Source organism: Streptomyces catenulae (genome assembly GCF_000718015.1).
Classification (GTDB): domain Bacteria; phylum Actinomycetota; class Actinomycetes; order Streptomycetales; family Streptomycetaceae; genus Streptomyces; species Streptomyces catenulae.
Genome location: NZ_JODY01000004.1, coordinates 49,422 through 64,504, shown reverse-complemented (window position 1 = coordinate 64,504; position 15,083 = coordinate 49,422). Strand labels below are relative to the sequence as shown.

Genomic DNA, 15,083 nt, shown 5'->3' with positions numbered 1-15,083 from the left:
GCCGCGAGAGGAGAACCTCATGTCGCTCGACGTCTCACCGGCCCTCCTCGAACAGGCCGAGCGAGGCGAGGTCGACGAAGCCGCCTTTGTCGACTGCGTCCGGACCTCCCTGCCCTACGCATGGGGAATGATCAGCTCGCTGGTGGATCGGCTGCAGACGGACGGCGGGGAGTTCGCCGACAATCTGACGCCGCCGCCCGACGAGCAGGCGCGCGGTCAGTTGCTGCGTGCGCTGGCGAGCGATGCGATCCGCGGGTCGCTGGAACGTCACTTCGGTGTCCGTCTCGCCTTCCAGAACTGCCACCGCGTCGCGGTTTTCCCCCTCGACCCCGCGGTCGACGACCGCCTGGCCCGCTTCACGTCCATCCGCGGTCAACTGCTGAACCAGTCCCCGCTCCTGCGCGACTGCTGACCGGAGCCGCTGCCGCCGCGCACCCCTTCCGCCGCGCCTCTCCGGCGCCTTGCACGGGTGCGCGGGGCAGCGGCACCGGTCGGCCGCACGGACGCGCCGCGCGGGCCCGTACACCGGCTCCGGCGTACGGCCGTCACCTCAACTGCGGTGCGACGTCCCCGCCGAGGCGGCGGACGTTCTCCTCGGTGGCCGCCAGATCACCGGAACCCTCGACGAGCAGCGCATGGGTGGTGATGCCCGTACGCTCCGCCGTCGCCGCCAGTCTGTCCGCGCACTGCCGCGGAGTCCCGACGGGATGCAGTGCGCACAGCTTCTCGGTGTACGCGAGCGGGTCCCGCATGGTGCGGGTGCGGCCGTCGACGGTGACATGCGCGCCCAGCCCCTGGCGCAGCCAGCCGGGCATCGCCTTCGTCAGCGTCTCGACCGCGTCCCGCCGGTCGTCGGCGATCTGCACCACTCCGGCCGAGACATGGCGGGCGGCCGCGATCTCGTCGCCGTCGCGCCCGGACTCCCGCGCCGCGGCCCGCCACAGGGCCACCATCTCGGCCTTCTCCTCGTCCGTGGAGTGCATGCCCAGCAGCATCGGCAGCCCGCGCGCCGCCGCCAGCCGGACCGACGCGGGGGAGGTGCAGGCCACCAGCACCCCGGGGCCGGGCAGTTCCGCGTCCGGGTCGTCGGGCGGCGCCAGTGCCTGCGCGGGGCGCGGCACCACCGCCACCTCCCGGAAGGCGTACCGCTCGCCCGCCGCGCCCACCCGCGGCTCGCGCAGCCAGCGCAGCAGCAGGTCGAGCGATTCCGGGAAGCCCCGCTCGTACGCGGCGAGACCGGCGCCGAACACCTCCAGATCGACCCAGGGGCCGCCGCGACCGACGCCGAGGGTGAAACGGCCGCCGGAGGTGAGGTGCAGCAGCGCCGCCTGCTCACCCAGCGCCACCGGATGCTGTGTCGGCAGCACACTGATCGCGGTGCCGACGCCGATCCGTTCCGTCCGGCCCAGCAGCAGGGCGGCGAGCGTCACCGCCGACGGGCAGACGCCGTACGGTACGAAGTGGTGCTCCGCCAGCCATACGTCATCGAGCCCCGCCCGCTCCGCGACCTCCGCGCAGCGGACCGCTCTGTGCAGTGCTTCCCCCTGTCCCTGGCCCGGGAATTGAGCGGCCAGGACGAAAGCCCCAACACGCATCGCTCTCTGCCTCCTCGCAGCCGACGCGGCTCCCCCCACGCAGGCAATAACGGCTGACACGTGCCAAAGGCACGGTCCGGCGCCGGGATTTGCCGATGATCGCAGGAACGCACCGGGCCCGCCGCACCACCCGAACGGCGCGTACGCTGGTGACGGCCCGTGACCCCGCAGATCTCCCGAGGTGCCCTGTGTCTCCGCGTCGAAACCGCCAGCGAGGCGGTGCGAAGCCCGCCGAACGCGCAGAGGGGGACCGCTACGGTCTGGAGCAGACCGCCGAGTGGCGCGGCGAGGAGTGGGTCGTCCGCCATGTCGGCGGGGGCGGCGCCGCCAAGCACTACCGCTGCCCCGGCTGTGACCAGGAGATCCCGCCGGGCGTCCCGCACGTCGTCGCCTGGCCGCAGCTCGGCGACGTCGACGACCGCCGCCACTGGCACAAGGCGTGCTGGAACGCCCGCGACCGCCGCAGCGCCCGCCTCCAGCGGTCGCGGAACGCGCCGCGCTACTGACCCTCCGCCGCCGCCCGCAGCCGCCACAGCCACCCCAGCGGGGTGAGACGCAGCCGACGGGCGACCGACCGGGAGGCGTGGTTGGCCGCGGTGGTGCTGTAGAAGAGCGCCTCCCTGCCGGGGCGGGCGCGCCGGGACCAGGCGGCGACGACGACCGGGGCGAGACCCCGGCCGCGGAAGTCGGCGCGGGTCCAGATGCCCGCCTCCGCGGTGGTGGCGCCCGCGGCGGGGGTGTGGCAGATCGAGACCGGCCGCCCGTCGTGCACGGCCATCGCCCACGCGCCCGCGGCGCCGTCGATCAGCTCGGCCCACTCACCGGGCCGCCAGTTGTCCGGCCGGACCAGCCGCCGCGCCGCGGTGCGCCCCGCGTCGTCGGAGACCAGGACGGGCAGCGGCGCCGGGCCCGGGTCGGGCAGCGGTGTGGGGAAGACGAAGCAGGGGCCGCCCTCCAGGGTCACCGCCCGCTCGCCCAGGGACGCGGCGAGGCGCACCAGCGGCTCGGGCCGCAGCTCCGGCGCGTACGGTTGGCCGGTGTCGTCGAGGGGCTCCGGGTGCGTGAGGGCGGGGCCGAGGGCCGCCAGACGGGCCGTGGGGGACCAGGCCCAGAGCGCCAGCACGGCGGGGTCCCGCAGCCGGGCGGGCGCGCCGCCGGGGGCGCGGTCGAGGCCGTGGATCGCGTCGACCTCCAGGGCCAGCAGCCGTGCCTCGTCGCGGATCATGCCCGCGAGGGTAGTGGCGCGGGCGGCGGACGGCACCGGGTTTTCCGCGGGCCCGGGCGGCGCCCGGGAACGGCGAAGGGCGTGCCCGCCGGTTCCGCGGTGGCGGAACGGACGGGCACGCCCTGGAGTGCTCCCGGAGCCGGGACTACACGTCGCGCCGGGACTGGGCGGCGAAGGCGGCGCCCAGGACGACCGCGGTGACGCCCATCAGGATCCAGAGGGGTTCCCAGCCCTGCGGTCCGGTGTCGGTGCCGAGGAACGGGTTGCCGTACAGCGACGCCAGCGAGTTGGGCACCGAGTACTCGATCAGCGCCTTGCTCAGCGACTTCAGGCTCTCCGAACCGAGCATGAAGACCGCCAGCAGCATCGGCAGCAGCACCAGCCCGAGCATGGCGCTGATGGCGCCCGCGGAGTGCCGCAGCAGCGAGCCGACGGCGAGCGCCAGCAGACCGAGCACCGAGACGTACAGACCGGCGCCGACGGTGGCCCGGAGCCATTCGCCGGCCGTCGGGTCCGGGCCGCTGACCAAGGCGTTGGTGAGCACCGCGACGAGCGTGGTGGTGATCGTCGTGATGACGAAGGCCAGTGCGGTGAAGACGATCGACTTGGCGGCGAGCACCCGGGCGCGGCTGGGGCAGGCGGTCATCGTCGTACGGATCATGCCGGTGCCGTACTCGGACGAGATCACCAGGACGCCCAGCGGGATGATGCAGAGCGTGCCGAGCAGGACGCCGAAGAACGCCATGCCGAGCTTGGGGTCGACGAAGCGCTGGCCGCCCAGGGCGAGGGCGGTCAGCGTGCCGATGCTGAAGATCAGGACGAAGAGCGCGCCCAGCGTCCAGAGCGTGGAGCGGACCGAACGGATCTTGGTCCACTCGGAGGCGAGCGCGTGCCCGAGGTGGGTGGAGCGCACCGGGATCGGCGAGGTGTAGCCGACGGGCGCCCCGTGGGAGGCACCGGGGAACGGCTGCCCCTGCGGGGGAAGACCCGGGCCGGGCTGCGCCGGGGCGGGCGGCTGCGGGGCGCCCGCCTGCGGGATCTGCCCGGGGGCCACGGGCTGACCGCCGGGCGCCGGGGCGCCGGGCTGCGGGGTGGCGGATTGGGCCCTGAGCGTCATCGTGCCCGGCTCCTTGGCCAGGCTGCCACCGGCCGCCAGCGGCTGCGGCGGCGGACCGTCGCCCTGGTGCGCGGGGAGCGGCTGGGCCTGGAGCACCATCGTCCCGGACTCGCGCGCGGGCGGCTGCGGCTGTGGCACGGCGCCGAGCACGACGGTGCCCTGCTCACGGGCGGGCTGCTGCCCCCGGGGCGCGGCGGGCTCTCCCTGGGGCGCTGCGGGCGCGGGCTGCGCCGCGTCCGCAGCGGGCTGCGCCGGGGCCGCGCCCTGCGGGGCGGCCGGGGGCTGCGGCGGGGCGGCGGGCTGAGCGGGGGCGGCGGGCGGCTGACCGGGAGCCGCGGGCTGGTCCTGTCCCGCGGGTCGGCCCTGCGCCGCCGCGTCGTCGTTCGGGCCGCGCTCGGGCTGCGGCTGCTGAGGGCTGGTCATCGGGCTTCCTCGTGGTGCGGCGCGGACAGGTCGGCGGGGGCGGACGGCGGCATCGGGGCCGCGGGCGGCTGCGGGGCGTACGGGTTCGGCTGCGCGCCGGGCACCGGGCCCTGCGCCACCGGAGCGCCCTGGGCGGGCGGCGGGTAGCCCTGACCCGGCGCGGGCTGCGGCGCGTACGGGCCCTGCGGGGCGTACGGGTTCGGCTGCGCGCCGGGCATCGCGCCCTGCGGCACCGGTCCGCCCTGGGCGGGCGGGAAACCGTGCGGGGCGGCGAACTGCTGCGGATGCCCGCCGGGCGCCTGCTGGAGCCCGGCGCGCGCGTCGGAGGTCGAGCGGTAGTCCACCGCGCCCTGGGTCAGGCGCATGTACGCCTCCTCCAGGGACGCCTGATGCGGCGACAGCTCCCACAGGCGGACGCCCGCCTCATGGGCGAGATCGCTGATCCGGGGGAGCGGCAGGCCCGAGACCCGCAGCGCACCGTCCTGCTCCGGCGCGATCTGCGCCCCGGCCGCACCGAGCGCCGCGGTCAGCTTCTCGCGCTGCTCCGGCTCGGTGTCGGGGGTACGGACCCGGGCGAAGTCGGCCGAGTTGGCCGAGATGAAGTCCTTCACCGGCATGTCCGCCATCAGCTGGCCCCGGCCGATCACGATCAGATGCTCGGCGGTCAGCGCCATCTCGCTCATCAGGTGCGAGGAGACGAAGACCGTCCGGCCCTCCGCCGCCAGCTGCTTCATCAGGTTGCGCACCCACAGGATGCCCTCCGGGTCGAGGCCGTTGACCGGCTCGTCGAAGAGGAGCACCTGCGGATCGCCCAGCAGCGCGGCGGCGATGCCCAGCCGCTGCCCCATACCGAGCGAGAACCCCTTGGAGCGGCGGCCCGCGACCTCCTGGAGCCCGACCACGCCGAGCACCTCGTCGACCCGGCGGGCCGGAATGCCCGACAGCTGCGCCAGCGACAGCAGATGCGCCCGCGCGCTGCGCCCGCCGTGCACCGCCTTCGCGTCGAGCAACGCGCCCACCTGCCGGGGGGCGTTGGGCAGCTGACGGAAGGGACGGCCGCCGATGGTGGCGTGGCCCGACGTCGGGGTGTCCAGGCCCAGGATCATGCGCATCGTCGTGGACTTGCCGGAACCGTTCGGCCCCAGGAAGCCCGTGACGGTCCCCGGCCGCACCTGGAACGACAGGTTGTGCACGGCCGTCTTGGCGCCGTAGCGCTTCGTCAGGCCGACTGCCTCGATCATTCTCCGCCCCTCGCGAGATGGTCGGGGCAGAGGCGCCCTCGTGCCCCCGTGAGGATTAGGAGGCTATCTGTCCCTTGACGGTTCTCGCCAAAACGGGGCGCGGGCCGCCCCACCCACGGCGCGCGCCCCGCCCGCGCACCCCGCGCCCCGCCCGCGTACGCCCGGTCAGGCGTCGCGCCGCTTCAGCAGGACGTAGCCGCAGACCAGCGCCGCCGCCGTCCACGCCGCCATGATCCCGAAGCCGCCCCACGGCCCGTACGGCACATCGGCGGCGCGGGGGATCACCTGCATCACCCGCTGGCCCGCCTGGTCCGGCAGATACCGGCCGATCTTCCGGGTGGCGGAGACATTGCCGAGGATGTTGGAGACGAGGAAGAAGAACGGCATCAGGATGCCCAGCGACAGCATCGGGCTGCGCAGCATCGTGGCCACCGCCATCGAGAACAGCGCGATCATCGTCATGTACAGCCCACCGCCGAACACCGCGCGCAGCACCCCCGGATCGCCGAGGTACGCCCGGTGGTCGCCGAGCATCGCCTGCCCCGCGAAGAACGCGACGAAGCTGGTGGCCAGCCCGACGAGGAAGACCAGCGCGGTCGCCACCGCCAGCTTGCAGAAGAGAAAGGTGCCGCGCTGCGGGACGGCCGCCAGCGAGCTGCGGATCATGCCGGTGCTGTACTCGTTGGAGACCACCAGCACACCGAACACGATCATCGCCAGCTGCCCCAGGCCCATCCCGGCGAAGCTGACGTTGGTGGCGTCGAAGGTCAGCCGGTCGCGCGCCGGCATGGTGCGGAAGTCGTTCGCCGCCAGCGCGCAGATCAGCATCCCGAGACCGACGGTGACGACCACCGCGATGCCCAGCGTCCACACCGTCGACCGCACCGAGCGGATCTTCGTCCACTCCGAGCGCAGCACCTGTCCGACCGCCGCCATCGTCAGCTCCCCTTCTTCCGCCAGTCGCCGCCCCACCCGCCGGGCCCGGCCGCCACCCCGGGCGGCACCGGCTCCGCCGGGCCGCCGCCGACCGGCTCCCCGTCGTGGGCGTGGTACTCCACCGACTCCGCCGTCAGCTGCATGAACGCCTCCTCCAGCGACGCCTGCTGCGGACTCAGCTCGTGCAGCACCAGACCGTGCCGGGCCGCCAACTCGCCCAGCCGCTCGGACGGCACCCCGTCGACCTCCAGGGTCCCGTCCGCCGCCTCGGTCGCCGCGATCCGCTCGGCGTGCAGCACGTCCCGCAGCCGCTCCGCCTCCGGCGACCGCAGCCGTACGTAGGAGCGCGAGTTGCCGCGGATGAACTCCGCCATCGAGGTGTCCGCCAGCAACCGGCCCCGCCCGATCACCACCAGATGGTCCGCGGTCAGCGCCATCTCGCTCATCAGGTGCGAGGAGACGAAGACCGTACGGCCCTGGGCCGCGAGGTTCTTCATCAGGTTGCGGATCCAGTGGATGCCCTCCGGGTCGAGGCCGTTGACCGGCTCGTCGAAGAGGAGCACCCGCGGATCGCCCAGCAACGCCGCCGCGATCCCCAGCCGTTGGCCCATACCGAGCGAGAACCCCTTGGACCGCTTCCGCGCGACGGGGGTGAGGCCGACGGTGTCCAGCACCTCGCCGACCCGGCGCCGCGGAAGGCCGTTGCTCTGCGCCAGGCAGAGCAGATGGTGGTACGCGCTGCGCCCGCCGTGCACCGCCTTCGCGTCCAGCAGCGCCCCGACGGACCGCAGCGGATCGGTCAGCCGCCGGTAGTGCTCCCCGTCGATCCGCACCGAACCTGCGGTCGGATTGTCCAGGTCGAGCATCATGCGCATGGTGGTGGACTTGCCCGCGCCGTTCGGGCCGAGGAAACCGGTGACGAGGCCCGGCCGCACCGTGAAGGTGAGGTGGTCCACCGCGACCTTGTCACCGTAGTGCTTGGTCAGCCCGTCCAGCTCGATCATGTAAGCACGCTAAAGCCGCCCGGAGACCCCCGCCACCGGACGGCCGCCGCCCGCACGGCCGAGCGCCCCCGCACCGCCTGAGGGGCGATACGGGGGCGCTCGTACGGAACGGACTGCGCGTCAGTGCGACTGCTGCGCCGGGATGCCGCGGGTGGCGGTCTCGTCGTCCGGGGCACCGGCGGCGGCGACGGCCGCACCGGTCAGCGTCGCCAGCATCTCGCGGACGTTGGTGAGCTGGGCGTTGATGGAGTCGCGGCGGTTGGTGAGCGCCGCCAGCTCCCGCTCGGACTCGCTGCGGACGCGGTCGGCCTTCTGGTTGGCGTCGGCCACGATGTCCTCGGCCTGGCGCTGCGCGGTCTCCACCGTCTGGCGGGCGCGGCGCTCGGCGTCCGTACGCAGCTTCTCGGCCTCCAGGCGCAGCTGCTCGGCGCGGTGCTCGATCTCGGCGAGACGCTTCTCGGCCTTGGCCTGACGCGAGGCCAGGTCCCGCTCGGACTGCTCGCGGCGCTTGGCGAGGTTGGTCTCGAAGTCCGCGGCTGCCTGGGCGGCCTTGGCGCGGGTCTCCTCGAAGAGGGAGTCCGCCTCCTCGCGCTTGGACTGCGCGTCCTTCTGGGCCTCGGAGCGGAGCGTGGACGCCTCGCCCTTCGCCTTCTCGACGATCCGGGAACCCTCGTCCTCGGCCTTCGCCTTGCGCTCGACGGCGAACTGCTCGGCGTCGTTACGGACCTGCTGGGCCGCCGACTCGGCCAGCTCGCGGTGCTGCTCGGCGGAGCGCCGGGCGTCCTCGCGCAGCTCCTGGGCCTCCTCCTCGGCGAGACGGAGGATCTTCTCGACGCGGGCACCGAGCCCCGCGTACGACGGCTCGGCGTCGGTGACCTGGGCCTGGGCGTTCTGCGTTTCGAGGTGCAGCTCCTCGATCCGCTTTTCCAGCGAGGTGATACGGGCCAGCGCGCTGTCGCGGTCCGCGACAAGCTTCGTAATGCGGTCATCCACCTGACCGCGGTCGTACCCACGCCGCACGAGCTCGAAGCCGAAGGGGGAGGAAGTGTCGCTCATGGGGTTCCTGTCGAAAGAGACCGGTGAGGTGATAAGGAGAATCCTAGGGGCCCGACCGGCGTGTCATCGAGCCCATGTCCGTTTGAAGAGGAGAATGACCCCTCATTTGAGTGGCTACCCTTCAGACTGCTTGCCACTCGAACGAGTTGACGACGCTCCCGCGGTCGTCTTCCCGCCACCGGTCTTGCCCTCACCCGCACCCGGCGTCTCGAACGACTCCAGGGCCTCCAGCACGTCCTGCACCCGCGAGATCTCGGTGTTGATGTCCTTGCGGCGGCGGGAGAGGACGTCCAGCTCCCGGCGGCCCTCCTCGATGATCCGGGCGGCCTCGGCCTCCGCCTCGGTACGCATCCGCTCGGCGTTGCGCACCGCCTCGGCCCGCTTGTTCTCGGCCTCCTTGATCAGGCCCTCGGCCTTCTTCACCGCCGCGATCCGGACCTTGCTGGCCTCGCTGTTCGCGTCCGACACCAGCTTCTCGGCCTTCTCCTCGGCCTCCTTCTGCTGCTGGGTGGCCTGTGCGATGAGCTTGTCGACGCGCTCGCCCGCGTTCTTCATCGCCTCCGACGACTCCCGGCGCGCCCGGTCGTGCAACTCCTCGACCTCGGACTCGATACGGGTCCGCAGCTCCTCGGAGCGCTCCCTTATGGCCGTCGCGTCCCCGCGCGCCTCGCTCAGCAGCGTATCGGCGTCCGTACGGGCCTTCTCGACGCGCGCGTTGCCCTCCGCCGTCGCCTCCTGGACGATGCGGCCCGCCTCCTTGCGGGCCGCGCCGACCATCGTGTCGGCCTGCTCCTCGGCGGCCGCGGCCGCCCGGACCGCCTCCTCCTGGGCCTTCGCGACCAGCTGATCGGCCTGCTCGGCGGCGTCCGCGCGGCGCTTGGCGGCGTCCTTGCGGGCCTCGTCCAGCAGCCGGTCGGCCTCCTCCTGCGCCTCGGTGCGCAGCCGCTCCGCCTCGGCCTCGGCGTCCTCCTTGACCTTGGCCGATTCCTTGCGGGTACGGGTGGCGTGCTCCTGCGCCGAGGTGACCGTCTCGGCCGCCTCGGTGCGCAGCCGGTCCGACTCGGCGGTCGCGGTGGCCACCATCCGGTCGGCCTGCTCCCGGGCGTCGGCCCGGGTACGGTCGGCGTCCCGCTCGGCCTGGGCGCCGGTCTCGGCCGCCTCCGTCCGCAGCTTCTCCGCCTCGGTGCCCGCCTCCGTCAGCAGCTCATCGGCCTGGACCGCGGCGTCCGAACGGGTCTTGTTGGCGGCCTTGCGCGCCTCGTCGCCGATCCGCTCGGACTCCGTACGGGCCTGCTCCAGCGCCTCCTCGGCCTCCTGGCGCAGCCGCTCCGCCTCCGCGGTCGCCTCGGCCAGCCGCGCCCGCGCCTGCTCCTCGGCCTCGGCGCGGATCCGCTCGGCGGCCTCCTGGGCCTCCGCGACCGTACGGTCGGCGTCCTCCTGTGCCGAAGAGGTCAGCTCGGTCGCCTCGTTGACGATCCGTTCGGCCTCCGCGCGCGCCTCGGTGACCAGCCGGTCGGCCTGCTCCGCGGCCTCCGACCGGATGCGGTTGGCGTCGCCGCGCGCCTCCGCCCGGGCCCGCGCCGCGTCCTGCTCACCGGCGGCCAGCGCGTCCGACGCGTCGGTCCGCAGCTGCTGCGCCTTGGCGGTGGCGTCCGCGACCAGCTTCTCGGCCTGCGCACTCGCCTCGGTGACCAGCCGGTCCGCCTGCTCCGCGGCCTCCGTGCGGGCGGTGCCCGCGTCCCGGCGGGCCTCGTCGAGCACCTCCGCGGCCTCGGCGCGCAGCCGCTCGGACTCCTCGACGGCCTCGGCGCGCAGCCGTTCGGCCTGCTCGGCGGTCTCCGTGCGCAGCCGCTCGGACTCCTCGATGGCCTCCGTGACCGTCCGCTCCGCCAGCTCCTGCGCGGCCTCGGACGACTCCTGCGCCTCCTGCCGTACCCGCGTGGCGTCCTCGGAGGCCCGCTCGCGCTCGGCGTAGGCGTCCGCGCGGACCCGCTCGGCCTCCTCACCGGCCTCCGCCCGGGTCCGCTCCGCCGCCTGCTCGGCCGCCGACCGCAGCCCGGCGATCTCCTCCTCGGCCTCGCCGTGCAGCCCGGCGACCGCGTCGCGCACCTGCTGCGCGGCGCTCTCGGCGGTCGTCACCAGCTCCTCGGAGCGCTGCTCGGCCTCCCCGACCAGCCGCTCCGCCTCGGCCTGCGCCTCGCTGACGCGGGTCCGCGCCGACGTCAGCAACTCCTCGCTCTGCTCGCGCGCCGCGGTGCGCTCCTGGTGGGCCTCCTCGCGGGCCTCGCCCAGCAGCTGCTCGGCCTCCCGGCGGCGCCGGGCCGCCTCCTCCTGCGCCGCGGACAGCGCCTCGGCCGCTTCGTTCCCGGCCCGCTCGGCGGCCGCCTCGGCCTCCGAACGCACCCGGTCGGCGCTCTCCCGCGCCCGGCCCTTGAGCCGCTCCGCCTCGGCCGCCGCCTCGCTCCGCAGCCGCTCGGCGGCCGACTCGCCCTCGGTACGGGCCGCCGACGCGTCCTGCGCCGCCTCGGTGCGCAGCCGCTCGGCCTCCTCCTCGGCCTGCTGCTGGAGGGTACGGCGCCGCTCGGCGGCCTCCGCCTTGAGCCGGGCCGCCTCCTCCTGGGTCTCGCGGCGCAGCCGCTCCGCCTCGGCGCGCGCCTCGCGCAGCGCCTCCTCGGCCGCGGCGACCTTCTCCTCGGCGTCCGCCGTGAGCCGGTCCAGCTCGGCCTGGGCCTCCTCGCGCCGCTCCGCGACGGCCGCCTCGGTCTCCTTGCGCAGCCGCGCCGCGGACTCCTCCGCCTCCGACGCGACCAGCTCCGCGGCCTGCGCGCCCTCGGACAGCAGCTCGTCGGCCTCGGTACGGGCCCGCTCCAGCGCCTGCTCCGCCTGGCGGCGCAGCGCGGTGGCCCGCTCGATGGCCTCGGTACGGACCCGCTCGCTCTCCGCACCGGCCTTGGTACGGGTCTCCTCGGCGTCCGCCTTCGCCTTGGTCAGCAGCTCCTCGGCGGACCCGGCCGCCTCCTCGATCTGCTGGACCGCCTCGCGGCGCGCCTCGCCGCGGATCCGCTCGCCCTCCGCGACGGCGTCGGCGCGCAGTTGCTCCGCCTCGCCGCGCAGCCGCCGCGCCTCCTCCTGGAGTTCGGCGGTCTTGGCGCGGTACTCCTTGGTGTCGTCCTTCGCCGCGCCCTTGAGCTGCTCGGCGGTGTCGTGCGCCTCCTCGCGCAGCCGGTCGGCCTCCGACTCGGCCTCGGTACGGAGCCGTTCGGCCTCCTCGGTCGCCGCCTTCGTGGTGGCCTTGGCGTCCTCGGACGCCTTGGTCAGCACCTCCTCGGCGGTCCGCGCGGCCTTCGCCAGCTGCGCCGCGGAGTCCTCCGCCGCCTTGGACCGGGCCTCCTCGCGCGCCTCGTCGACCAGCCGCTCGGACTCCGTCGCGGCGTCGTTGCGCAGCTGCTCGGCCTCGGCCCGCAGCGCCTCGGCCTCCTTGGTGGCCTCGCCGACCAACCGGGCGATCTCCGCCTTGGCCGTACGGGTGCGCTGCTCGTTCTCCGACTCGGTGGCCGACAGCCGCTTGGTGGCGTTCTGCTGCGCCTCCTCGACCAGCTTCTCGGCCTCGGCGCGCGCCTCGCGCAGCGCCGTGTCCGCCTCCTTCAGCCGCGCCTCGGCGTCCCGGGTCAGCTCGGCGGCGGCGCGGCGCGCCTCCTCCGACTCGGTGCCCGCGCTCGAACGCAGCTGCTCCGCCTGGTCGGTGGCCTCCTGGGCCTGGGTGGAGGCGGCGCTGAGCAGCCGCTCGGCGTCGGCCCGCGCCCGGCGCAGGATGGATTCCGCTTCGGCGCGGGCCTCCTCCGCCTCGGTGCCCAGCCGCTCGCGGGCCTGCTCGGCCAGGCGCTGCGCCTCGGCGCGCGCGGCCGCCAGCGCCTGCTCGGCCTCGGCCCGCGACTCGTCCATCAGACGGCGGGCCTGGGACTCCGTACGGGCGCGCAACTGCTCGGCCCAGGCGACGTTTTCGTTGACGTGCGACTCGACGGTCTGGCGGCGCTCGTTCAGCTCCTCGTCGAGCCGCTGGCGGCGCTCGACCGCCTCGGCGTGCAGCTCGGCCTCCATCCGGGCCTGCCGCTCGGCCTGCTCCTGGAGCAGCCGCTGGGTCTGCGCCCGGGCCTCGCGCAGCTCCCGCTCGGAGTCGGCGCGCAACTGCTCCGCCTGCAGCTGCGCGTTGCGCAGCAGCTGTTCCGCCTGGTGACTGACGTTGTCGTAGGCGGGCCGGCTCGCGATCGTGCGACGCGCCTCGTGCAGCTTGGCGCGCAGCACCTCGACCTGATAGCCGAGGTCGTCGGCGTGCTGGACGGCCTTGTCCCGCTCGGTCTTCAGCCGCTCCATCTCGGCCTCGAACTGCGAGAGGTGATCGGCCTCAGCCCGCTGACGCTCCTGGCGCTCGTTGCCCCGCACTGCGCGGTCCCATCCGTCCCATGGTCATGGTGGCGGCCGTCCCCGGTGCTGCGGACGCTCGACCCGTACACGTCACGTCGTACGAGGCTGCGCCCCCGGAGCCGACCCTTCCGAAGAAATGGTGTCAGATCATCGGCGGAGTATGGACCGAGCCCCATCCCCAGGAAGCGCTCGCACCGTGCGTGAGCACCTCGTACCCCGGCCGAAGCTGCACTCTACCGGCCGGGGAGGGCATCGGTCAGTGGTCGTCCGGGGCGGAAGGCGCGGCCGTGACCAGTTCGGTCAGCACACCGTGGCAGTCCTTGGGGTGCAGGAACGTGATCCGTGACCCCATGGAGCCCTTCCGTGGCTCGTCGTAGAGCACCCGGACGCCCTTGTCACGGATGTCCGCGGCGTCGGTGTCGACGTCGGCGGTGCCGAAGGCGATGTGGTGCACGCCCTCGCCGTTCTTGGCGAGCCACTTGCCGACCGCGGAGTCCTCGCGGGTGGGCTCCAGCAGCTGGAGGTAGGAGGCGCCGCCGTCCGAGGTCTCGTTGATCTTGAGCATCGCCTCGCGGACGCCCTGCTCCTCGTTGACCTCGGAGTGGAACACCTCGAAGCCGTAGGTGGCACGGTAGAACTCGACGGTCCGGTCCAGGTCGAAACAGGCGATCCCGATGTGGTCGATTCGCGTCAGCATGGCTCCAGTGCACCGCTCGCACAGCTGGTTACGCAACGTGCGCGCCGTCACACCCACTTGCCGGTGACCTTGCGCGTACCCCTCAGTACATTGACGGGAACCCTCGTTAACTTCCCTGCAAAGGAAGGCCGCACCGCATGTCTGCAACGAACGGAACCAACGGCACCACCTCCGTGATCGTGGCGGGAGCACGCACCCCCATGGGCCGCCTCCTGGGCTCGCTGCGCTCCTTCTCCGGCGCCGACCTCGGCGGGGTGGCGATCAAGGCGGCGCTGGATCGCGCGGGCATCGGCGGCGACCAGGTGCAGTACGTGATCATGGGCCAGGTGCTCCAGGCCGGTGCGGGCCAGATCCCCGCCCGCCAGGCCGCCGTGAAGGCCGGGATCCCGATGAGCGTCCCGGCGCTGACCGTCAACAAGGTCTGCCTCTCGGGCCTGGACGCGGTGGCCCTGGCCGACCAGCTGATCCGCGCCGGGGAGTTCGACGTGGTCGTCGCCGGTGGCCAGGAGTCGATGACCAACGCCCCGCACCTGCTGCCGAAGTCCCGGGAGGGCTTCAAGTACGGCGCGGTGGAGATGCTCGACGCGATGGCGCACGACGGCCTCACCGACGCGTTCGAGAACATCGCGATGGGGGAGTCGACCGAGAAGCACAACACCCGCCTCGGCATCGCCCGCCCCGAGCAGGACGCCTTCGCCGCCCGCTCCCACCGGCGCGCCGCCGCCGCGCAGAAGAACGGCCTCTTCGAGGCGGAGATCACTCCGGTGGAGATCCCGCAGCGTAAGGGCGAGCCGGTCGTTTTCAGCCAGGACGAGGGCATCCGTCCCGAGACCACCGCCGAATCGCTCGGCAAGCTCCGCCCGGCGTTCGCCAAGGACGGCACGATCACCGCGGGCTCCGCCTCGCAGATCTCCGACGGCGCCGCCGCGGTCGTGGTGATGAGCAAGGCCAAGGCGGAGGAGCTGGGCCTGGAGTGGATCGCCGAGATCGGTGCGCACGGCAATGTCGCGGGCCCCGACAACTCCCTCCAGTCGCAGCCGTCGAACGCGATCCTCCACGCCCTCGGCAAGGAGGGGCTGACCACGGAAGATCTTGATCTGATCGAGATCAACGAGGCGTTCGCCGCGGTCGCCGTGCAGTCCGTGAAGGACCTCGGGGTGTCCCCCGAAAAGGTGAACGTGAACGGCGGCGCCATCGCGCTGGGCCACCCCATCGGCATGTCCGGCGCCCGCCTCGTCCTCCACCTCGCGCTGGAGCTGAAGCGGCGCGGCGGCGGCACCGGCGCGGCCGCCCTGTGCGGCGGTGGCGGCCAGGGCGATGCGCTGATCGTCCGCGTACCGGGGAAGTGAGCACCACCGGCCCGCGCC

General features: G+C 74.0%; 12 protein-coding genes. 3 read left to right on the top strand and 9 right to left on the bottom strand.

Annotated elements, in window-relative coordinates:
• Positions 1–19: 19 nt before the first annotated feature.
• Positions 20–412: an SCO5389 family protein gene (locus IF23_RS0106285; protein ID WP_030280686.1), complete on the top strand. Its 393-nt coding sequence runs from the start codon at positions 20–22 to the stop codon at positions 410–412.
• Between the two features lie 133 nt (positions 413–545).
• On the opposite strand, the gene IF23_RS0106280 is transcribed toward IF23_RS0106285, so the two are convergent.
• On the bottom strand, positions 546–1,595 hold the full coding sequence (locus IF23_RS0106280; protein ID WP_030280685.1) for an LLM class flavin-dependent oxidoreductase: 1,050 nt from the start codon (positions 1,593–1,595) through the stop codon (positions 546–548).
• A 188-nt stretch (positions 1,596–1,783) separates the two neighbouring features.
• Here IF23_RS0106280 and IF23_RS0106275 point away from each other — a divergent pair, with 188 nt between their 5' ends.
• Positions 1,784–2,101: a hypothetical protein gene (locus IF23_RS0106275; protein WP_030280684.1), complete on the top strand. Its 318-nt coding sequence runs from the start codon at positions 1,784–1,786 to the stop codon at positions 2,099–2,101.
• Here IF23_RS0106275 and IF23_RS0106270 read toward each other — a convergent pair.
• The 8 genes from IF23_RS0106270 to mce all read right to left on the bottom strand — a co-directional run bounded on the left by IF23_RS0106270 (position 2,095) and on the right by mce (position 13,716).
• Entirely contained in the window at positions 2,095–2,820 is a 726-nt protein-coding gene (locus IF23_RS0106270; protein WP_030280683.1) for a GNAT family N-acetyltransferase, read from the bottom strand. The genes IF23_RS0106275 and IF23_RS0106270 overlap by 7 nt on opposite strands.
• 145 nt (positions 2,821–2,965) lie before the next feature.
• A complete protein-coding gene (locus tag IF23_RS32445; RefSeq protein ID WP_107126886.1) occupies positions 2,966–3,937 on the bottom strand; it encodes an ABC transporter permease in 972 nt (323 codons plus the stop codon).
• 419 nt (positions 3,938–4,356) lie between these two features.
• Complete coding sequence (locus IF23_RS0106260; RefSeq protein ID WP_030280681.1) at positions 4,357–5,601, bottom strand: ABC transporter ATP-binding protein; 1,245 nt, start codon at positions 5,599–5,601, stop codon at positions 4,357–4,359.
• 165 nt (positions 5,602–5,766) lie between these two features.
• Entirely contained in the window at positions 5,767–6,537 is a 771-nt protein-coding gene (locus IF23_RS0106255; protein WP_030280679.1) for an ABC transporter permease, read from the bottom strand.
• A 2-nt stretch (positions 6,538–6,539) separates the two neighbouring features.
• The gene (locus IF23_RS0106250; RefSeq protein ID WP_030280677.1) at positions 6,540–7,541 is read right to left on the bottom strand and encodes an ABC transporter ATP-binding protein; all 1,002 of its coding nucleotides are present in this window, start codon (positions 7,539–7,541) and stop codon (positions 6,540–6,542) included.
• Positions 7,542–7,661: 120 nt separating this feature from the next.
• On the bottom strand, positions 7,662–8,597 hold the full coding sequence (locus IF23_RS0106245) for a coiled-coil domain-containing protein (RefSeq protein WP_030280676.1): 936 nt from the start codon (positions 8,595–8,597) through the stop codon (positions 7,662–7,664).
• Positions 8,598–8,711: 114 nt separating this feature from the next.
• On the bottom strand, positions 8,712–13,037 hold the full coding sequence (gene scy, locus IF23_RS0106240; RefSeq protein ID WP_030280674.1) for a polarized growth protein Scy: 4,326 nt from the start codon (positions 13,035–13,037) through the stop codon (positions 8,712–8,714).
• 238 nt (positions 13,038–13,275) lie between these two features.
• The gene (mce, locus tag IF23_RS0106235; RefSeq protein WP_030280672.1) at positions 13,276–13,716 is read right to left on the bottom strand and encodes a methylmalonyl-CoA epimerase; all 441 of its coding nucleotides are present in this window, start codon (positions 13,714–13,716) and stop codon (positions 13,276–13,278) included.
• 173 nt (positions 13,717–13,889) lie between these two features.
• On the opposite strand from mce, the gene IF23_RS0106230 reads away from it, so the two are divergent.
• Positions 13,890–15,065 (top strand): acetyl-CoA C-acetyltransferase, encoded by a 1,176-nt coding sequence (locus IF23_RS0106230; protein WP_030280670.1) that lies wholly within the window; start codon positions 13,890–13,892, stop codon positions 15,063–15,065.
• Positions 15,066–15,083 lie beyond the last annotated feature (18 nt).